At 70.9% G+C, this 18,869-nt stretch carries 16 protein-coding genes and 1 pseudogene; 11 read left to right on the top strand and 6 right to left on the bottom strand.

Features of this window, described 5'->3' with window-relative positions; genetic code table 11:
• Positions 1-58: 58 nt before the first annotated feature.
• Both AB0M87_RS21485 and AB0M87_RS21480 read right to left on the bottom strand, forming a co-directional pair.
• On the bottom strand, positions 59-304 hold the full coding sequence (locus AB0M87_RS21485; RefSeq protein WP_365855209.1) for a WhiB family transcriptional regulator: 246 nt from the start codon (positions 302-304) through the stop codon (positions 59-61).
• Positions 305-372: 68 nt separating this feature from the next.
• Complete coding sequence (locus AB0M87_RS21480; protein WP_365855207.1) at positions 373-1,143, bottom strand: VOC family protein; 771 nt, start codon at positions 1,141-1,143, stop codon at positions 373-375.
• Positions 1,144-1,369: 226 nt separating this feature from the next.
• Here AB0M87_RS21480 and AB0M87_RS21475 point away from each other — a divergent pair, with 226 nt between their 5' ends.
• The 10 genes and pseudogenes from AB0M87_RS21475 (at position 1,370) to AB0M87_RS21430 (ending at position 13,992) form a co-directional block, all read left to right on the top strand.
• Positions 1,370-1,831 carry an SCP2 sterol-binding domain-containing protein gene (locus AB0M87_RS21475; protein ID WP_365855205.1) on the top strand — a complete coding sequence of 154 codons (462 nt, stop codon included), beginning with the start codon at positions 1,370-1,372 and terminating at the stop codon, positions 1,829-1,831.
• Positions 1,832-1,920: 89 nt separating this feature from the next.
• Entirely contained in the window at positions 1,921-2,292 is a 372-nt protein-coding gene (locus AB0M87_RS21470; RefSeq protein ID WP_365855203.1) for a BlaI/MecI/CopY family transcriptional regulator, read from the top strand.
• Positions 2,289-3,239, top strand: coding sequence for a M56 family metallopeptidase (locus AB0M87_RS21465; protein ID WP_365855201.1), 951 nt, complete (start codon positions 2,289-2,291; stop codon positions 3,237-3,239). Before AB0M87_RS21470 ends, AB0M87_RS21465 begins: the two co-directional genes overlap by 4 nt.
• A 78-nt stretch (positions 3,240-3,317) precedes the next feature.
• Positions 3,318-4,559 carry an FAD-binding protein gene (locus AB0M87_RS21460; protein WP_365855199.1) on the top strand — a complete coding sequence of 414 codons (1,242 nt, stop codon included), beginning with the start codon at positions 3,318-3,320 and terminating at the stop codon, positions 4,557-4,559.
• Positions 4,560-4,690: 131 nt separating this feature from the next.
• Entirely contained in the window at positions 4,691-5,938 is a 1,248-nt protein-coding gene (locus tag AB0M87_RS21455) for an ROK family protein (RefSeq protein ID WP_365855197.1), read from the top strand.
• 39 nt (positions 5,939-5,977) lie between these two features.
• Positions 5,978-8,827 carry a glycoside hydrolase family 2 TIM barrel-domain containing protein gene (locus AB0M87_RS21450; protein ID WP_365855195.1) on the top strand — a complete coding sequence of 950 codons (2,850 nt, stop codon included), beginning with the start codon at positions 5,978-5,980 and terminating at the stop codon, positions 8,825-8,827.
• Positions 8,828-8,937: 110 nt separating this feature from the next.
• Positions 8,938-10,111 (top strand): annotated as a pseudogene (locus AB0M87_RS21445) (MFS transporter).
• A gap of 283 nt (positions 10,112-10,394) precedes the next feature.
• Positions 10,395-11,885, top strand: coding sequence for a cellulose binding domain-containing protein (locus AB0M87_RS21440; protein ID WP_365855193.1), 1,491 nt, complete (start codon positions 10,395-10,397; stop codon positions 11,883-11,885).
• 14 nt (positions 11,886-11,899) lie between these two features.
• Positions 11,900-13,651: a glycoside hydrolase family 6 protein gene (locus AB0M87_RS21435; RefSeq protein ID WP_365855191.1), complete on the top strand. Its 1,752-nt coding sequence runs from the start codon at positions 11,900-11,902 to the stop codon at positions 13,649-13,651.
• A gap of 140 nt (positions 13,652-13,791) precedes the next feature.
• Entirely contained in the window at positions 13,792-13,992 is a 201-nt protein-coding gene (locus tag AB0M87_RS21430) for a hypothetical protein (RefSeq protein WP_365855433.1), read from the top strand.
• 32 nt (positions 13,993-14,024) lie between these two features.
• Here the strand turns inward: AB0M87_RS21430 and AB0M87_RS21425 are convergent, their stop codons facing one another.
• From AB0M87_RS21425 to tdh, 3 genes are read right to left on the bottom strand one after another with little or no spacing between them, the layout of a single operon-like run.
• Positions 14,025-14,939 carry a LysR family transcriptional regulator gene (locus AB0M87_RS21425; RefSeq protein WP_365855189.1) on the bottom strand — a complete coding sequence of 305 codons (915 nt, stop codon included), beginning with the start codon at positions 14,937-14,939 and terminating at the stop codon, positions 14,025-14,027.
• A complete protein-coding gene (locus AB0M87_RS21420) occupies positions 14,936-16,123 on the bottom strand; it encodes a glycine C-acetyltransferase (RefSeq protein ID WP_365855187.1) in 1,188 nt (395 codons plus the stop codon). The genes AB0M87_RS21425 and AB0M87_RS21420 overlap by 4 nt, the downstream gene beginning before the upstream one ends.
• A 26-nt stretch (positions 16,124-16,149) precedes the next feature.
• The gene (gene tdh / locus AB0M87_RS21415) at positions 16,150-17,178 is read right to left on the bottom strand and encodes an L-threonine 3-dehydrogenase (protein ID WP_365855416.1); all 1,029 of its coding nucleotides are present in this window, start codon (positions 17,176-17,178) and stop codon (positions 16,150-16,152) included.
• Between the two features lie 230 nt (positions 17,179-17,408).
• Here tdh and AB0M87_RS21410 point away from each other — a divergent pair, with 230 nt between their 5' ends.
• A complete protein-coding gene (locus AB0M87_RS21410) occupies positions 17,409-18,287 on the top strand; it encodes an RNase H family protein (protein ID WP_365855185.1) in 879 nt (292 codons plus the stop codon).
• Between the two features lie 17 nt (positions 18,288-18,304).
• Here AB0M87_RS21410 and AB0M87_RS21405 read toward each other — a convergent pair whose 3' ends face one another.
• Complete coding sequence (locus tag AB0M87_RS21405) at positions 18,305-18,766, bottom strand: YchJ family metal-binding protein (RefSeq protein WP_365855183.1); 462 nt, start codon at positions 18,764-18,766, stop codon at positions 18,305-18,307.
• Between the last annotated feature and the right edge of the window lie 103 nt (positions 18,767-18,869).

Here is an 18,869-nt window from a genome sequence, read left to right as displayed (position 1 = left end):
TTCCCCTCGTCCGGCGTTGCTCCCGCTTCGGCGTTCCCCGCGGGGGCGCCGGGGCCGGTCAGCCCTGCTCGCGTCTGAGGTGGAGTCTCTCCTTCTCGGAAAGTCCGCCCCAGACACCGAATCGCTCGTCATGGTCGAGCGCGTACTCCAGGCAGGTCACTCGTTCCTCGCAGACGCCGCAGAGCCTCTTGGCCTCGCGGGTGGAGCTGCCGGGGTCGGGGAAGAAGAACTCCGGCCCCGTCTGGGCGCACAACGCCCGCTCCTGCCACGCGAGCTCAGGGGCGTTACTGATGGTGGTCGACATGCCGGACACACTGCCCGCCGTCGATCAATGTCCGTTCAACGAACGATGAACGCGCGCGCGGAGAGCACTCACGCGGCGGCCATGGCGCTCTTGATCAGGGAGAAGGGTGCGCCGGACGGGTCGGTCGCCCTGGCGATCCGGCCCACCCCCGGCAGATCGGTCGGCTCCATGACGACCGTGCCGCCGAGCTGCCGCACCTTGGCCACGGCCGCATCGGCCTCGTCGACCTCGAAGTACGGCAGCCAGTACTTCGCGGCGTCCGCCCCGACCTGGACGAAGCCCGCGAAATTGGCCTCGTGGCCGGTGCCTGCCGGGGCGGCCATGGTGTAGGTGCCGCCGGGGTAGGGCGCGGAGTTGATCTCCCAGCCGAACACCCTGCGGTAGAAGCCGGCCGCCGCCGGCACATCGCTGGTGCAGAGCTCGGCCCAGCAGAACGAGTTGGGCTCGTTGATCACATCCAGCCCGGGGTGGTCCCGGGGCTCCCAGATGGCGAAGCGTGCGCCCATCGGATCCAGGAAACCGGTCATCCGGCCGAGCGTGCCGACGTCGTGCGGTCCGAACTCCAGCGTCCCACCGGCCTGCTCGACCGTCTTCACGGTGGCTTCGGAGTCCGGTACCTGGAAGTAGATGCCCCAGGCCGCCTGCGCCTGCTCGACCTGCATCACCGCGCCGGTCTTCCTGCCGTCCAGCGTGTAGGTGCCGTATCCGCCGAACTCTTCGCCGGCCGACTCGAATTCCCAGTCGAACAGCCCCCGGTAGAACGCGTTCGCCCCGTCGCGGTCGGGGGTACCCAGGTCGATCCAGTTCGGCGAGCCTGCGACAAACGGGGTGCTGAGCATGGCGTGCTCCTCTGTTCGGTGACCCGTTGACGTGTGACCCGAGTCTTGCACCGAGCACTGACAATCCGGCCCGGCGCCGACGGAGCCGTACGACCGACCGGGTACAACGGCGCCCCCAATGGCGCAGCGCGCGGAAGAGACAGGCGGGGTCACGTCTTTGCCCGGAGCCGTCCGCGCCCCTAATCTGGCTCAGCGGTAGGCGACGCGCACGTGAGGATTCATTTTTATGGCGGAGAACGTGAGCGACATGCTCGCGGAACTGGACTTCTCGTCCGTCTCTCCGCAGGAGTTCGCGCGGATGATCAAGGGCTTCTCCGCCCGTCAGCTCGGCGAGATCGCGCGCGGCGACCTGCGCCGGCGGGTGCTCGCGGAGGTCTTCGCGCGCATGGAGCGGCAGTTCCGCCCCGAGAACGCCGGTTCGCTCAGCGCTCTCATCCGCTGGAGGATCACCGGCGAGACCGAGGTGGTGTACGAGGCAGCCATCGCCGACGGCGTGTGCAGCGTCGCCGAGGGCCGTACCGAGGCCGCCCCGCGACTCACGCTGACACTCGGCGACGCCGACTTCCTCCGGCTGGTGTCCGGCAATGTCGGCCCGGTCACCCTGTTGATGCTGCGCAAGGTCAAGCTCACCGGCGACGTGGGCCTGGCTGCCTGCCTGAACCGGTACTTCGACATCCCCAGAGCCTGAGGAATACGCAAACAAGAGGGAAGGTTTGTGACATCCCCGGGCAGCGGTCTACATTTCTGGGAACGAGATGTCCGGGAGGAACGTTTCCCATGCCCGAGGTGACCCCCGAACGACGGCCGGCCGGCGAGCTCGAAGCGAGCGTGCTGGCGGCGCTGTGGGCTGCCGACGGGCACCTGACCCCCGCCGAGGTCCAGCGGGCTCTCGGCACCCGACTCGCCCGGACCACCGTGACGACGATCCTCAGCCGGCTCTACGACAAGGGCTGGGTGAGCCGGACCCGCTCCGGGCGGGGTTTCGCCTACACCCCGACCGAGGACTCCCCCGGTCTCACCGCCCGCCGGATGCACACGGAGCTGGAGAAGGAGGAGGACCGCTCCACCGTCCTCGCCCGCTTCGTCTCCCAGCTGAGCACGGACGACGAACAGCTGCTGCGGGCCCTGCTGGGGGACCAGGAGAAGTGATCTACGCAGTCTGGGTGCCCCTGCTGATGCCGTTCCTGGCGGTGCCCGCCGCCCGTCGGCTGGCCGAGCTGTTGGCCCCGCGACAGGCCGTCCGGCTGCTGGCAGCCGCCGCGGTCATCCTCGGCGGCTGCTCCACGGCGGCCCTGGGGCTGCTGGTCGTGGCGGGCGCACTACGGCTGCCGGCGGTGGCCGCTCTCGGCCGGCTGATCCACCCGCCCACGGGTGACGGTCCGGTCGGGGCCGTCGCGGCGGTGGCGGCCGCTTCGCTGATCGGTGTCTGCGCCACTGCCCTGGTGCGCACCGTCCTGCGGCAGTACGCCGAGCTCCGCGCGGCGCGGCGACTGGTCGGCGGGACAGCTCGCACCGGTGAGCTGGCCGTGCTGCGGGACGCCGGCCCGGCCGCGTACGCCCTGCCGGGGCGCCCGGGCCGGATCGTCGTGACGACGGGCATGCTCAGGGCTCTCGACCCGGGTGAACGCGAGGCGCTGTTCGCGCACGAGCGGGCCCATCTCGCGGGCCGCCATCATCTCTTTCTCGGCGCTGCGGAACTGGCCGCTCTCTGCCACCCGTCGCTGCGGGGTCTGCGCGCCCCGCTGGGTTACGCCCTGGAGCGGTGCGCCGACGAGGCAGCCGCCGGGGCCGTGGGCGACCGCTCGCTGGCGGCGCGCGCCATCGGCCGCGCGGCGCTGGCCGCCCACGGAGCGCCCGCCGCCCGCCCGAGCGTCGTGCTTGCCGCCGACGCCGGACCGGTCCCGCGCCGGGTCGCCGCGCTGCTCTCGCACCGGCCCACCGGCGCGGTGGCGAGCCGACGGGAGGGGCGCACCGCACGCGCGATAGCCGCCGCGCTGCTGGTCTGCGTAGCGCTGTCGGCCGCAGGGGCCCTGGAAGCCGCGACGGATCTGCACACCGGCATCGAAGTGGCACAGGGCGAGACCGGCCCGCACTGACAGCCGCCGGTCGAAGGCGCCGGTCGGGGCCGCCGACCGCTCCGAGTGCCGCCGAAAGCTGCGGATAGCATTCCCAGGATGTTGACGAACTGGGCGGGGAACATCGCCTTCAGAGCACAGCGGATAGACCGGCCCACCACCATCGAAGAGCTGCGGCAGCTCGTCACCGCCGGGGCGCGGGTGCGAGCGCTGGGCAGTGGACACTCGTTCAACGAGATCGCCGACACGGACGGCACCCTGGTCACGGTGGCCGGACTGCCGCCGGTGATCGAGGTGGACCGGGCCGCCTCGACGGTCAGGGTCGCGGCCGGCGTACGGTACGCCGAACTGGCCCGCGAAGTGCACGCGCAGGGGCTGGCGCTGCACAACATGGCGTCGCTGCCGCACATCTCCGTCGCCGGATCGGTGGCCACCGGCACCCACGGCTCCGGGGTGACCAACGGGAGTCTCGCCACCGCGGTCCGGGAGCTGGAGCTGGTCACCGCCGACGGTGAGCTGCTGACGCTGAGCCGGGACCGGGACGGCGACCGCTTCGCGGGCGCGGTGGTCTCACTCGGCGCGCTGGGGGTGGTCACCACGCTCACGCTGGATCTGGTGCCCGGCTTCGAGCTGGGTCAGCGGGCCCGCACCGGACTGCCGCTGGAGGTGCTCGACGAGCACTTCGACGCGGTGGCCTCGGCCGCGTACAGCGTCAGTCTCTTCACCGACTGGCACGGCCCCCGCTTCGGACAGGTCTGGCTGAAGTACGCCGCCGGGCAGGAACCCGTGTTTCCCTGGGCGCCCGAGGCGTCCGGCCCGCTGCATCCGGTACCCGGGATGTCGCCGGTGCACTGCACAGAGCAGCAGGGGGTGCCCGGCCCCTGGCATGAGCGGTTGCCGCACTTCCGTGCGGAGTTCACCCCGAGCGCCGGTGCGGAGCTGCAGTCCGAGTACCTGATGGACCGCCGGCACGCGGTCGCCGCGCTGCATGCCGTCGACGCGATCCGGGACGCCGTCGCGCCGGTGCTGCAGGTCTGTGAGGTGCGGACGGTCGCCGCCGACGATCTGTGGCTCAGCCCGTCCTACGGGCACGACACGGTCGCCTTCCACTTCACCTGGGTCAAGGACACCGCGGCGGTCCTGCCGGTGGTGCGGCTGCTCGAGCGGCAGCTCGAACCGTTCGCAGCGCGCCCGCACTGGGGCAAGGTGTACACCGTGGGGGCGGACCGGCTGCCGGATCTCTATCCGAAGCTGGCGGACTTCCGGAGCCTGGCGCGGGAGCTGGATCCGAAGGGGAAGTTCACCAACGCGTTCCTGGCCCCGGTGCTTGACGGTATCTGAGGCGACCGGTCGGTGCCGGCCGGTCGCCCCACCCCCGGCACAGCGTGCTTTTCGCAACCCATTTATTAACCCTTGCGATCGCCGGGTGCGCACCTTAGCCTGGCGTTCCGTCCCGAAGCTGGAGTGCGGTCATGCTCGGTCCTGTCAACAAGCGCACCTCCCGCGACATCCGCACCGCCAACCGGTACGAGGTGCTGCGGCAGATCATCGCCGGGTCTCCGTTGTCCCGCCAGGAACTGGCGGTGGCCACCGGGCTCAGCCTGGCGACCGTCGCCTCCCTCGTCGGGGAACTGCTGGAGCTGGGCCTGCTCACCGAGGTCGGCTTCGAGGACTCGGACGGCGGCCGCCCCCGCGGGCTTGTCGCGATCGCCCCGACCCGGGGTGCGCTGATCGGCGTCGACGTGGCGGAGACCTACGTGCACGTCGAGCTCTTCGATCTGTCGCTCACCTCGCTGGCCCACACGGCGGTGGAGCTGCGGCCCGGCGATCAGCGGCCGGAACGCGTGGTCGCCCACATCGCCGCCGGGGTCGTCTCGGTGGTGGAACAGTCGGGGACGGATCCGGACCGGGTGCTGGGCGCCGGTATCAGCATGCCCGGCCAGGTGGACCGTGCGTCCGGCTCGGTGGTGTATGCCGCCAACTGGGGCTGGCGTCAGGTCCCGCTGCTGAGCCTGCTGGCCGAGCACATCCCGTATCCGCTGTACCTCGACAACCCGCTGCGCGCCTGCACGGTCACCGAGCTGTGGTTCGGCGCGGCGCGTGGACGTTCCGACGCGGTCGTCATCAACCTCGGCACGGGGGTCGGCGCCGGGATCGCGCTGGGCGGCGCGCTGCACCGGGGCGCGTCCAACACCGCAGGCGAGTGGGGGCACACCACCCTGGTACTCGACGGCCGGCTCTGCCACTGCGGCAATCACGGCTGCGTCGAGGCGTATGTGGGCGCGCCGGGCATCATGCAGCAGTTGCGCGAACTCGGCGCGGAGAGCCCCCTGTTGCACCCCGACGACCAGACAGCGACCATCCGGGCGCTGGGGTCCGCGCTGGCCGCCGGGGACCCGGTGGCGGTCCGGGTGGTGCGCGAGACGGCCCGCTACCTGGGCGCGGCCGTCGCCGATCTGATCCAGCTGCTCAATCCGGAAGTGATCGTGCTCAGCAGCTGGGTCGCCGCGACCCTCGGCAAGCCGCTGCTCGACGAGGTGCGCGAGGCAGTGGCCGCGCGAGCACCGGCCGGGCCGCTGGCCGCCACCGAGATCGTGCTGAGCCCGGTCCCCTCCGACCCGGTGAGCCTGGGCGCGGCGACCTTCGCGCTCGAAGGGGCGGTCGCATCATCCGCACAGCAGGCGGCACGGAAGAAGACCAGCAGCACGGTCCGGCGCTGACCGCGCGCCGACCCCTACCGGACTGGCCCGAGGAGACCGATGAGCACCACGTACGTCGAAGATGTGGCACCCGGCAGCGGCGCGCTGCCGCCGCGCGCCCAGTACCCGGGCTCCGATGCCGCCACCCTGTCGCTGAACGGCAGTTGGCGATTCCGGCTGTCCCCGACCGCCGACGCCGAGGACACGTCGTTCGCCGCGCGGGGATACGACGCGGAGGCCTGGGAGAAGATCGCCGTCCCCGGCCACTGGGTCCTGCAGGGCCACGGCTCGCCGATCTACACGAATCATCTCTATCCCTTCCCGGTGGACCCGCCGCGGGTGCCCACCGAGAATCCGACCGGTGACCACCTGCGCACCTTCGATCTGCCGCAGCAGTGGCCGGCGGCCGGCGACACCGTGCTGCGCTTCGACGGAGTGGAGTCCTGCGCCCGGGTCTGGCTGAACGGCGTGGAGCTCGGTGAGTTCAAGGGCAGCAGACTGCCGCACGAGTTCGCGGTCGGCGCGCTGCTGCGGCCCGCGCGCAATGTGCTGGCGGTGCGGGTCCACCAGTGGTCGTCGGGCTCCTACCTGGAGGACCAGGACCAGTGGTGGCTGCCGGGCATCTTCCGGGACGTCACCCTGCTGCACCGACCGGAGGGCGCGGCCGGGGACTTCTTCGTCCATGCCGGATACGACCACCGCACCGGCGAGGGCACCCTGCGGGTCGACAGCACGGTGCCGGGCCGGGTGACCGTGCCGGGGCTCGGGCTCGACCTGGCCACCGGGGCCTCGGTGACCGTACCGGTCGAGGCGTGGACCGCCGAGACCCCCGTGCTGTACGAGGCCGAGCTGGCCACCGGCGGTGAGCGGATACCGCTGCGCATCGGGTTCCGCACGGTCCTCGTCGAGGACGGCGTCATCAAGGTCAACGGACGGCGGATCCTCTTCCGCGGGGTCAACCGTCATGAGTTCCATCCGGAGACCGGCCGAACCGTGGACCGGGAGACCATGCGCGCCGATGTGCTGCTGATGAAGCAGCACAACATCAACGCCGTACGCACCAGCCACTACCCGCCACACCCCGCCTTTCTGGAACTGTGCGACGAGTTCGGCCTCTGGGTGATCGACGAGTGCGATCTGGAGACCCACGGTTTCGTCGAGCAGGAGTGGCGGGACAACCCGGTCGACGACGAGCGGTGGACGCCGGCCCTGCTGGACCGCGCGGCCCGGATGGTCGAGCGCGACAAGAACCACCCCTCCGTCGTCATCTGGTCCCTGGGCAACGAATGCGGGGTCGGGCGCGGTCTCACCGCGATGGCCGGGTGGATCCGTGACCGGGACCCCGATCGCCTGATCCACTACGAGGGCGACCCGTCCTGCGCCGACACCGACATGTACTCCCGGATGTACGCCTCGCACGCCGAGGTCGACACCATCGGCCGCCACGCGGACCAGGACGGTCCCCGCGAGCGGCGGCGACTGCCCTTCATTCTCTGCGAGTACGGGCACGCCATGGGCAACGGCCCGGGCGGCCTCACCGAGTACCAGCAGCTCTTCGAGGCGTACTCGCGCAACCAGGGCGGTTTCATCTGGGAGTGGATCGACCACGGCCTGGCCCATCCGACGCTCGGCTACGCCTACGGAGGCGACTTCGGCGAGGAGCTGCACGACGGCAACTTCGTCTGCGACGGGCTGCTCTTCCCCGACCGCACCCCGTCGCCCGGCCTCATCGAGTACAAGAAGGTCATCGAGCCGGTGCGGATCGAAGGCTCCGGCCGGGCCGGTACGGTCCGCGTCACCAACCAGTACGACTTCACCGATCTGTCCCACCTGGACTTCGCGTGGTCCTATCAGGTGGACGGCGAGACGGCCGGGGAGGGACTGCTCGATGTGCCGGCGCTGCTGCCGGGCGAGCACGCCGAGCTGAAGCTCCCGGCTCCGCCGGTCGACCGAGCGGACGCCGAGTCGCAGTGGACCGTGCGGGCGCTGCTCGCCGACGGCACACGGCACGAGGTCGCCTGGGGGCAACTGCCGGACCTGGCCGCGCCGCCCGTGCCGGTGGCCGCCGGGTGCCGGCCGCACCGTGGCGAGCAGCGGATCAGCCTCGGCCCGGCCTCCTTCGACGCCCGCACCGGTGAACTACGGGCGATCGGCCGGATCGGCATCGAGCAGCTGCGGCTGGACGTCTGGCGGGCGCCCACCGACAACGACGACGGAGCGGCCTGGCAGACGGACATCCGCTACGGCACGCTCTGGCGGAAGTACGGCCTGGACCGGATGCGCCACCGGCTGGACGCGGTGGAGCTGACGGACACCGGGCTGACCGTACGGACCCGGGTGGGTCCGGCCGCACGGGACCTGGGGCTGGTGACGGCCTACCGGTGGACCGCCGACGACAGCCGGCTGCGGCTGACCGTCTCGGTCGCGCCCGAGGGCGACTGGCAGGTGCCGCTCCCCCGGCTCGGCATCCGCTTCGCGGTGCCCGGCGCCGCCGATGCGGTCAGCTGGTTCGGTGGCGGCCCCGGCGAGGCGTATCCGGACACCCGGGCGGCCTCCAGGATCGGCCGGTGGAGTGCTTCGGTCACCGATCTCCAGACGCCGTACGTCCGGCCGCAGGAGAACGGCGCCCGGGCAGACGTCCGCTGGGCCGAGGTCGGCGGTCTCCGGGTGGCGGGCGATCCGCAGTTCTGGTTCACCGCCCGGCGCTGGACGACCGAGCATCTCGACGCGGCGGACCACCTGACGGATCTCGTCCCCGACGGACGCCTCTGGGTCAACCTCGACCACGCCCAACAGGGCATCGGTTCGCAGTCCTGCGGCCCCGGGGTGCTCCCGCAGCATCAACTCCTCGCGGCTCCGGCGGAGTTCTCCTTCACCTTCTCCGAGCCGACCGCACCGGGAGTCCGTTGACACACCCCGAGACGCGGCGGGTACCACCGCACACGACGCCACGCGCCGCCGGACGGCTCTTCAGCCGTCCGGCGGCGGTCGCCTCCTGCGTGGCCTTCGTGCTCATCGGCATGCTCCAGGCGCTGTACGGGCCCGCCGTGCCCGGCCTGCGCACCGAGTACGGCCTCTCCCTCGGCGGCGGGCCTCGGCCTCTCCCTGCACTTCACCGGCGGGGTGGCCGGGGTACTCGTCTTCAACGCGGTGCACTCCCGCATCAGCAACCGGCTGCTGCTGGGAGCCGGTTACGCGCTGATGGCCGTCGGCAGCCTCGGCTTCGCGTTGTCTCCGGGCTGGCCGCTCGCCCTGTCAGCGGCCATTCTGGGCGGGCTCGGCTTCGGCGGGATCGACTACGGCCTCAACCAGCTGTTCGCCGTCGGGTTCGGTGACCGTTCCACGGCGATGCTGAACGTCCTCAACGCCCACTTCGGCATCGGCGCGGTGCTCGGTCCGGCGTTGATCGCGGCGCTCGGCCCGGACGGCTATCCGTACGCTTTCGGCGCCTGCGCCGTGCTGGCGGCCTCGCTGATCCTCTGCACCAGCAGCGTCGGTACGGCGGAACCCGCGCCGGGCGGCGCGGCCGAAACCGCCCGCCCCCGGCTGTTCTCCCGGGTGCTGGTCGGATTTCTGGCCCTGTACATCCTGAACGTCGCCGTGGAGGCCGGTGTCGGTGGCTGGGAACCGTCGCATCTCGAGTCCATCGGCTATCCGGCCACGATCGCGGCCTCCGCCACCTCCGCCTACTGGTTGATGATGACGGTCGGCCGCTTCCTGGTCGTACCGCTGACCCTCCGCCACTCCGCCGAGCGCATTCTCACGGTCTGCGCCGCAGGGATGACGGCCTGTCTGCTGCTGGCGCTGATTCCGGGCGCCGCCCCGTACGCCTACGCCGGCGTCGGGCTCTTCATCGCGCCGGTCTTCCCGACCGGTCTGCCGTGGCTGAACCGGGCGCTGCCCCACGCCCGGCGGGCGGGTGCCTGGGTGATCGCCGCGTCGATGATCGGTGGAGTCGCGGCGCCACCCCTGCTGGGCAAGGGCATTGAGACGTCAGGTATGCGCGCGGTGCCGGTGCTGCTCACCGTGGGGTCGGCGGCATCGCTGCTGGCGACGCTCGCGATCGGACGGTCGACACGCAACGCCCGTGCCGGAGCCGCGCGCCCTTCGCGTTCGAGAGTCGAAGGACATCCCGGCGGCTTTAACCCGGGTGCGGCGTTACCGCCCGGCCGGCCTTCGCGCAGTTCGCAGTAGTCGGATACGCGGCACGTGTTCCTCTCGGTGGGACCGCAAAGGGACAGATACGGCCAGAACAACTCCTGAACCAGTGGGAGCGCTCCCAAAGTGACGGGGACATGGCAGTGCTGTCAAGAGGCGGCGTCGGATACACCCCGGCGAGGTTCCTTCCACGCCGAGTTGGTCCGTCGTCTTGTCATGGACAGACAGTTGTGGTTAATCTCCCCGGCAACCAGTGGGAGCGCTTCCACTCATGACATGTGACGCATATGTCGCATGACGGACTGTGAGGACGCGCTCCATGAGCCCACCACGATTGCCTGTCATCGCTGCCGCCGGCGCTTTCGCCGTCGCAGCGGCCGCCCTCCTGCTTCCGCCGCTCACCGCGTCCGGGGCCGTCCCCGCCTGCTCGGTCGAATACACGGTCGCCAACCCCTGGGACACCGGGTTCCAGGGCAGCGTGAAGATCGTCAACAACGGCGCCGCCACCACGAGTTGGTCGCTGACGTTCGACTTTCCCGGCACCCAGAAAGTGACCCAGGGCTGGAACGCCGCATGGTCCCAGTCGGGCAGAACCGTCACCGCCTCCAACGAGAGCTGGAACGGCAAGCTGGCGTCGGGCGGCAGTATCGATGCCGGATTCATCGCCTCCTACACGGGTTCGAACCCGGCACCCACCACCTTCGCCCTGAACGGCGTCACCTGCGACCAGGACCCGGGCGGCTCCCCCAGCCCGAGCACCGGCCCCACCGGCCCGTCGCAGCCGCCGGCCGACCCGGGGAAGGTGCCCGTGCTGCACGCGTCCGGCAACAAGCTGGTGGACGCGAACGGCACCGAACGCCATCTGTACGGGGTCAACCGCTCCGGCGCCGAGTTCATGTGTGTCCAGGGACGCGGCATCTTCGACGGGCCAGTCGACGACGCCTCCGTCGCGGCCATCGCCGGCTGGAAGGTGAACACCGTCCGTGTTCCGCTGAACGAGGAGTGCTGGCTCGGCGCCGCCAACATCGACCCCGCCTACGCGGGCACCAACTACATCAACGCGGTCAAGGAGTACGTCGCCCGTCTGGAGGCGCACGGGATCACCCCGCTGGTCGAGCTGCACTGGTCCTACGGTGAGTACACCGGGAATTCGTCCGGTTGCTCCGATGTCCATGCGAGCTGCCAGAAGCCGATGCCGGACGCGCAGTACAGCCCGTCCTTCTGGAAGTCGGTGGCCGGCACCTTCAAGAACGACCCCGCGGTGGCGTTCGACCTGTTCAACGAGCCCTATCCGGACCGCGCCACCACCACGCTCGACCAGGCGTGGGCCTGCTGGCGGGACGGCGGGACCTGTCCCGGCATCACCTACGAGGTCGCCGGCATGCAGGACCTGGTGGACGCGGTACGCGGGACGGGCGCCCAGAACCTCATCCTGGCCGGCGGCATCGCCTACTCCAACGACCTGCGGCAATGGCTCTCCCACGAGCCCACCGACCCGGCGGGCAACATCGCCGCCGCCTGGCACTCGTACAACTTCAACACCTGTTCATCGGCGAGCTGCTGGAACGAGCAGCTGGCACCGGTGATCGCCAAAGTTCCGTTCGTAGCAGGTGAGATCGGCGAGAACACCTGCTCGCACGGTTATGTCGACCAGGTCATGTCCTGGCTCGACGCGCACGACGCCTCGTACCTGGGCTGGACCTGGAACACCTGGGACTGCTCCACCGGCCCTTCGCTGATCAGTAGTTACGACGGCACTCCCACCCCTTACGGCACCGGACTGCGCGATCACCTGCGCTCCCTCGGATGAGAGGTCTCCCTTCGATGAGCCGCACCACTGCACCACCCCGCCGTACGCGTACGGCCTTACTGTCCGCAGCCGCCATGGTGGCCGCGGGCCTGGCCACCGCCACCGGTATGAGCGGCACCGCCCATGCCGCGTCCGTGGCCTGCAATGTCACCTACACCACCAACGACTGGGGCTCCGGGTTCACCGCGAACGTCTCGGTGGCCAACGTCGGTTCGGCAGCGCTCGACAGCTGGACACTGACCTACTCCTACACCGGCAACCAGAAGCTGACCAACGGGTGGAACGCCGCCTGGTCGCAGTCGGGTTCGACCGTCACCGTGAAGGGGACCGACTGGAACAAGTCGATCGCCGCGGGCGCGACGGCCAGTGCGGGCGCCCAGTTCGCCTACAGCGGCTCCAACGCCGCGCCGACCTCGTACGCCGTCAACGGCACCACCTGCAACGGCGCGACCGACCCCACGGACCCGCCGACCGAGCCACCCACCGACCCGCCCACCGATCCGCCCGCCACGGGTGATCTGGTCGACAACCCCTATGCGGGGGCCGGGGTCTACGTGAACCCCGAGTGGTCGGCGCTCGCGGCGGCCGAGCCGGGCGGCACGAAGATATCCAGCCAGCCGACGGCGGTCTGGCTGGACCGCATCGCCGCGATCAACGGCGTGAACGGCGGCATGGGCCTGCGCGACCACCTCGACGCGGCGGTGAAGCAGGCGGCCGGCAAACCGTTCGTCGTCCAGCTCGTGATCTACGATCTGCCCGGCCGGGACTGTGCGGCGCTCGCCTCCAACGGTGAGCTCGGCCCGACCGAGATCAGCCGATACGAGAGCGAGTACATCGACCCGATCGCCACCATCCTCAAGGACCCGGCGTACGCCGACCTGCGGATCGTCACGACCATCGAGCCCGACTCGCTGCCCAACCTGGTGACCAACACCAGCGACCGCCCGACCGGCACTCCCCAGTGCGACACCATGAAGGCGAACGGCAACTACATCACCGGAGTCGGTTACGCCCTGAACAAGCTGGGCGCCGTCGGGAACGTCTACAACTACCTCGATGTCGGCCACCACGGCTGGATCGGCTGGGACGACAACTTCAACGCCACCGCCCAGGTACTGCACCAGGCGGCCACTTCGTCGGGCGCCACGGTCGCCGATGTCCAGGGCATCATCGCCAACACCGCCAACTACGGTGCCACCACGGAGCCGTACTTCACCATCAGCGACGCGGTGAACGGCACCTCGGTGCGTCAGTCCAAGTGGGTCGACTGGAACCGTTATGTCGACGAGCAGTCGTTCGCCCAGGCCTTCCGCACCGAGATGGTGAGCGTCGGCTTCGACAGCAAGATCGGCGCGCTGATCGACACCTCCCGCAACGGCTGGGGCGGATCCGCCCGTCCCACCGGGCCGGCCGCCAAGACCACCCTGGACGGGTACGTCGACGGCAGCCGCACCGACAAGCGCATCCACCTCGGGAACTGGTGCAACCAGTCGGGTGCCGGCATCGGTGAACGGCCGCAGGCGGCTCCCGCCGCCGGTATCGACGCCTATGTGTGGGTCAAGCCGCCGGGTGAGTCCGACGGTGCGAGCTCTGCCATCGACAACGACGAGGGCAAGGGCTTCGACCGGATGTGCGACCCGACGTACACCGGTAACGCACGCAACGGCAACAGCATGTCCGGCGCGCTGCCCAACGCACCACTGGCGGGCCACTGGTTCTCCGCGCAGTTCCAGCAGCTCCTGAAGAACGCCTACCCGGCGCTCTGATCTCCCCGCACGAACGACGGCGCGGACGCCCCGGCGGTGTCCGCGCCGTCCTGTGTGCCGCCCTCCCCCGGCAGGTCCACGGGGTGGGACCGGCCGCGAAGTCGGTTGTTCATCGCGCGGCCACGGGCTTGGCTTGCTCCATGCAGAAATCGGTTTCCCCGCCTGCGCCGCCCGGCGCCCGGCGCCCGGTGTTCGTCGTCGCCCACCGGCTCTCCACGATCCGGGGAGCCGACCGCATCGTCGTCATGGAGTCCGGCCGGATCGCCGAGATCGGCACCCATGAGGAGCTCATCGTCGGCGACGGCGTGTACCGCGGACTGCAGACGGTCCGCAGCCGCTGAACGGTGCGCGAACCCCCGCGTGACGGGTCACCTCAACCGGTGGGAAGTCCGGCCGCCGACCCGGCGAGCGCGTCGAGCACCGGACGGATCAGCGGATGCCGCTCGGCCCCGCGGCGTACAGCGGCGAACACCCGCCGCGTCGCAGCCGGGCCCTCCACCGGACGCACCACGGTGTCCTTCAGCTCCATGCCGCGCAGCGCCGATCTCGGCACCAGGGCGACTCCGGCGCCCGCCCCGGCGAGGGCCACGACCGCCCGGAAATCGTCCGACGAGTGCACCAGGCGCGGTTCGAAACCCGCCTGTTCGCAGGCGAGCAGCACCACGTCGTGGCAGGGATTGCCGGGGTAGGGGCCGATCCAGTCGTCGGCCGCGAGGTCGGCGAGCGCCAGGTGCGGGCCCTGGCCCAGCGGGTGCCCTCCGGGAAGTACGGCGTCGAAGGGCTCCGCGTACAGCGGCACCCTGGCCAGCCGCACATCGTCCTCGCGCGGCGCCCCCCGGTACTCGACGGCCAGCGCCAGGTCGGCTTCGCCGTCCAGCACCAGGGTCAGACTCTCATCGCCCTCGGAGTCCCTGACCCGTACCCGGATGCCCGGGCTGCGGTCCGCGAGGTCCCGGATGGCGGGGGCCAGCACCTCTGCGATGCCCGTCGCGAAGGCGGCCACGGTGACCTCGCCGGCGGCGCCGCCGGCGTAGTCCGCGAGCTCGGACTCGGCGCGTTCCAGCTGGGCGAGCACGGCGTGGGCGTGGGTGAGGAGGATCTCACCGGCAGCGGTCAGCCGGACGCCCCTGCCGCTGCGGGTCAGCAGGGAGTGCCCGGTCTCCTGCTCCAGCGCGGCGAGCTGCTGGGAGACGGCCGAGGGGGTCAGATAGAGCGCTGCGGCCGCCGCGGTCACCGTCCGGTGGTCCGCCACGGCCCGCAGAATGCGCAGACGGCGAGGGTCGATCACGCTGCCATTGTCGCCCGTGCGTCGATGAAGGCCGCCACGGCCCGCTGCACGTCGGCCGTGGAGTGCGCGGCGGAGAGCTGGACACGGATACGGGCCCGGCCCATCGGGACCACCGGATAGGAGAAGCCGATCACATAGACCCCGCGCTCCAGGAGCAGCTCCGCCATCCGTCCCGCCTCGGCCGCGTCGCCGATCATCACGGGGGCGATGGCGTGGTCGCCCGGCAGGATCTCGAAGCCGGCCTCGGTCATCCCGGTGCGGAAGAGCCGGGTGTTCGCTTCCAGCCGCTGCCGCAGGTCGGCCGCGGACTCGATGAGGTCGAGCACTTTGAGGGAGGCGGCGGCGATCACCGGTGCGAGCGAGTTCGAGAAGAGGTACGGGCGCGAGCGCTGACGCAGCAGGGCGACGATCTCGGCGCGGGCGGCGACATAGCCGCCGGACGCGCCGCCGAGCGCCTTGCCGAGGGTGCCGGTGATGATGTCCACCCGGTCCATGACGCCGTGCAGTTCGGGGGTTCCGCGGCCGCCGGGGCCGACGAAGCCGACGGCGTGCGAGTCGTCGACCATGACCATCGCGTCGTAGCGGTCCGCCAGATCGCAGATCTCGCCGAGCGGGGCGACGTAACCGTCCATGGAGAAGACGCCGTCGGTGACGATCAGCCGACGGCGGGCGCCGGCCTCGGTGGCTTCCTTCAGCTGCCGCTCCAGGTCGGCCATGTCGCGGTTGGCGTAGCGGTAACGGCGGGCCTTGGAGAGGCGGATGCCGTCGATGATCGACGCGTGGTTGAGCGCGTCGGAGATGACCGCGTCCCCGTCGCCCAGCAGGGTCTCGAATACGCCGCCGTTGGCGTCGAAGCAGGAGGAATAGAGGATCGTGTCCTGCTGGCCGAGGAAGGCGGCCAGGCGCTGCTCGAGCTCCTTGTGGACGTCCTGGGTGCCGCAGATGAAGCGGACGGAGGCCATGCCGTAGCCCCAGCGGTCCAGGGCGTCCTTGGCCGCGGCGACGACCTCCGGGTGGTCGGCGAGGCCGAGGTAGTTGTTGGCGCAGAAGTTCAGCACCTCGCGGGAGGCCACGCCGACGGAGGCGCTCTGCGGGGTGGAGATGACGCGCTCCGGCTTGAAGAGACCGGCGTCGCGGATCTCGTCGAGGGTGGTGCGCAGCTCGTCACGGACGGACTCGTACATCGGGGCTCCTATGGCAGGGGGAGAGGTCAGGCCGTCCAGTCGAGGATGATCTTGCCGCAGTGCCCGCCGGCGGCTTCGTCGAAAGCGGCGTCGAAGTCCTGGTACGCGTACTTGCCGGTGATCACCGGCGTGAGGTCCAGACCGCCTTCGAGCAGCACCGTCATCGCGTACCAGGTCTCGAACATCTCCCGCCCGTAGATGCCCTTGACGGTGATCATCGAGGTGACGATCTTCGCCCAGTCGACGGCGAACTCCTCGGCGGGCAGGCCCAGCATGGCGATCCGGCCGCCGTGGGTCATGTTGTCCACCATGTCGCGCATGGCCTCCGGCCGGCCGGACATCTCCAGGCCGATGTCGAAGCCCTCCTTGAGGCCGAGACGGCGCTGGGCCTCGGCGATGGGCTGCTCGGCGACGTTGAGCGCGAGGGTGGCGCCCGCCTTGCGTGCCAGTTCGAGGCGGTACGGACTCACATCGGTGATCACCACGTTGCGCGCGCCCGCGTGCTGGGCGACTGCGGCCGCCATGATCCCGATCGGGCCGGCGCCGGTGATCAGTACGTCCTCGCCGACCAGCGGGAAGGAGAGCGCGGTGTGCACCGCGTTGCCGAATGGATCGAAGATCGCGGCGACGTCCGGGTCGACCTTCGCCCGGTGCACCCAGACGTTCGAGGCGGGCAGCGCCACGTACTCGGCGAACGCGCCGTCGCGGCCCACCCCGAGCCCGACCGTGGAGCGGCACAGGTGCCGGCGTCCGGCCAGACAGTTGCGGCACTTTCCGCAGACCAGGTGTCCCTCACCGCTGACCAGGTCGCCGACCGCGATCCCGGTGACATCGGCGCCGACGGCGGCGACCTCGCCGACGAACTCGTGTCCCAGGACCAGCGGGGTGCTGATGGTCTGCTGGGCCCAGCCGTCCCAGGAGCGGATGTGCAGGTCGGTGCCGCAGATGCCGGTGCGGGCCACCTTGATCAGCACATCTCCGGGGCCGGTCCGCGGCTCGGGTACGTCCATGAGCCACAGCCCCGGCTCGGCGTGCTGCTTGACAAGGGCCTTCATCGCGGCGGCTCCCGGCGTGACGGTGGTGTGCGTGGTGGTGCGCGGACAGCCCCAATCTGCCGAGCGGTGGCCGCTCAAGTCCATCGAGGATTTCTTAAGCGGGGTCGCAGCGGAGCTTCACACGGCTGGTGCGACGACGGCCCTCGGCTTCTCCTCGGGAACCCGGGAGGCCGCTCGTACGTCAGGGAAGACAGCACGCATTCGTGTCCGTACCGGACCGGAGGTCTGCAGTGACCGCACCCTCGCTGACCGCACTCGTCGTCGCCAAACGCTCCGGGCGCCGTGCCTGGGCGCTCGTCGAGCACCCCGGTTGGAGCGCTGAAGCCGTCTGTCCGCGCGGCACGACGCACGCCCAGGCGCTGCTCGCCGCAGTGGAAGTGCTGCTGCTGCGCCCGCCTGCCGTGCAGGCGCGCCCGGTCGCGCTGCTCTGCGACGATCAGAAGCTCGCCCTGGCGCTGGGCGAACTCGGCCCCCGCCTCCCCTATCTGACGGTCTGTGCGCCGCGCAGCGTGATCGGCGGCAGCCTGCTGCACAACCGGGCCGAGCAGACCGTACGCCGGATCCTGAGGGATGCCACGGGGGCCCGGCTGACGCTGACCGCGGCCAGCGACGGTTCGCATGCCTCCCACACCCGCCGGGGCAGCTGGGCGTGGCTGGCGGAGGACGGCACCTTCGGTTTCGGGCACGCCCGGTGCACCGAGCCGCTCGAGGCCGAACTGCACGGCATTCACGAACTGTTGAAGGGCGCGCCGACCACCCATGACCTCACGGTGCTGTGCGACAGCCGGGCCGCCATCCGGCTGGTCAACAGCCTTTTGCCGGCCCGGCCCGGCGGGCCCTGGCGTGACCCGGAGGCCCGCAGCGCCCGGGTCCACGGCACCCTGCACGCCATCCGCCACCAGCTGGCGACGCGCCCGCCGGTACTGCTCCGCTGGGTGCGCGGCCATGACGGTCATCCGCTCAACGAGGGCGCCGACCGGCTGGCCCCGCATGCGAGGCGCGCGGTCGCGGGCCTTGTCGATCCGGGCACGGCGCGGGCGACCGCGGCCGCCATCGCGACCGAAGCCGTCTCCCGCTGGCAGGTCACGACCGCTCGCGCTCACTCATAGCGCCGCGACCGGTGACCTCATCCGCTGATGCCGTCCACGTAGACCCAGGCACCGTCGTGGCGCTCGAAGGTGCTGCGCTCTTCGAGTTCTCCGGGCTCGCCCCGGTAGGTGTAGTGGGCGCGGAAGGTGACCGTACCCCTGGTGTGGAAGGCGCTGCCCTCGGTGGTTTCGAGGATCTCCAGCCGCTGCCAGTGCTGTTCCGGATCGAACTCGACGCGGGGCGGCCGGGTGCCCGGATGCCAGCTGCGCAGCAGGTAGGCCGCGTCCCCGACGGCGAAGGCGCTGAAACGGGAGCGCATCAGCGCTTCGGCCGTGGGTGCGGCGGCCCGCCCGGCATGGAAGCGTCCGCAGCACTCGCCGTAGGGGGCGGGCAGGCCGCACGGGCACGGCGCTTCCGCGGTGACCGGGCGGTGGCCCCGGTCCTGCCGTGGGTGCGGGGGCTGCTGAACCCGGCGCGGCCGGGAAGTACGTCGGGACATGACCGGCATTGTGCCCGCAGTCCGCCGCTTGGGCGGAATCGGCCGCGCGCAGCTCTTTACATCGATGTAATCCAGTGCTGACATGTGACCACTCACCCCTCCC

It is taken from the genome of Streptomyces sp. NPDC051320, from assembly GCF_040682175.1.
Classification (GTDB): Bacteria; Actinomycetota; Actinomycetes; order Streptomycetales; family Streptomycetaceae; genus Streptomyces.
This window is presented reverse-complemented; position numbering and strand designations above follow the sequence as displayed.

What these genes read in the sequence shown, in the direction of transcription:
- AB0M87_RS21420 (WP_365855187.1), bottom strand. Translation starts at nt 16,123, where the DNA reads ATGTACGAGTCCGTCCGTGACGAGCTGCGCACCACCCTCGACGAGATC.
- AB0M87_RS21460 (WP_365855199.1), top strand. Translation starts at nt 3,318, where the DNA reads ATGTTGACGAACTGGGCGGGGAACATCGCCTTCAGAGCACAGCGGATA.
- AB0M87_RS21435 (WP_365855191.1), top strand. Translation starts at nt 11,900, where the DNA reads ATGAGCCGCACCACTGCACCACCCCGCCGTACGCGTACGGCCTTACTG.
- AB0M87_RS21480 (WP_365855207.1), bottom strand. Translation starts at nt 1,143, where the DNA reads ATGCTCAGCACCCCGTTTGTCGCAGGCTCGCCGAACTGGATCGACCTG.
- AB0M87_RS21455 (WP_365855197.1), top strand. Translation starts at nt 4,691, where the DNA reads ATGCTCGGTCCTGTCAACAAGCGCACCTCCCGCGACATCCGCACCGCC.
- AB0M87_RS21485 (WP_365855209.1), bottom strand. Translation starts at nt 304, where the DNA reads ATGTCGACCACCATCAGTAACGCCCCTGAGCTCGCGTGGCAGGAGCGG.
- AB0M87_RS21405 (WP_365855183.1), bottom strand. Translation starts at nt 18,766, where the DNA reads ATGTCCCGACGTACTTCCCGGCCGCGCCGGGTTCAGCAGCCCCCGCAC.
- AB0M87_RS21440 (WP_365855193.1), top strand. Translation starts at nt 10,395, where the DNA reads ATGAGCCCACCACGATTGCCTGTCATCGCTGCCGCCGGCGCTTTCGCC.
- AB0M87_RS21450 (WP_365855195.1), top strand. Translation starts at nt 5,978, where the DNA reads ATGAGCACCACGTACGTCGAAGATGTGGCACCCGGCAGCGGCGCGCTG.
- AB0M87_RS21430 (WP_365855433.1), top strand. Translation starts at nt 13,792, where the DNA reads ATGCAGAAATCGGTTTCCCCGCCTGCGCCGCCCGGCGCCCGGCGCCCG.
- tdh (WP_365855416.1), bottom strand. Translation starts at nt 17,178, where the DNA reads ATGAAGGCCCTTGTCAAGCAGCACGCCGAGCCGGGGCTGTGGCTCATG.
- AB0M87_RS21470 (WP_365855203.1), top strand. Translation starts at nt 1,921, where the DNA reads ATGCCCGAGGTGACCCCCGAACGACGGCCGGCCGGCGAGCTCGAAGCG.
- AB0M87_RS21475 (WP_365855205.1), top strand. Translation starts at nt 1,370, where the DNA reads ATGGCGGAGAACGTGAGCGACATGCTCGCGGAACTGGACTTCTCGTCC.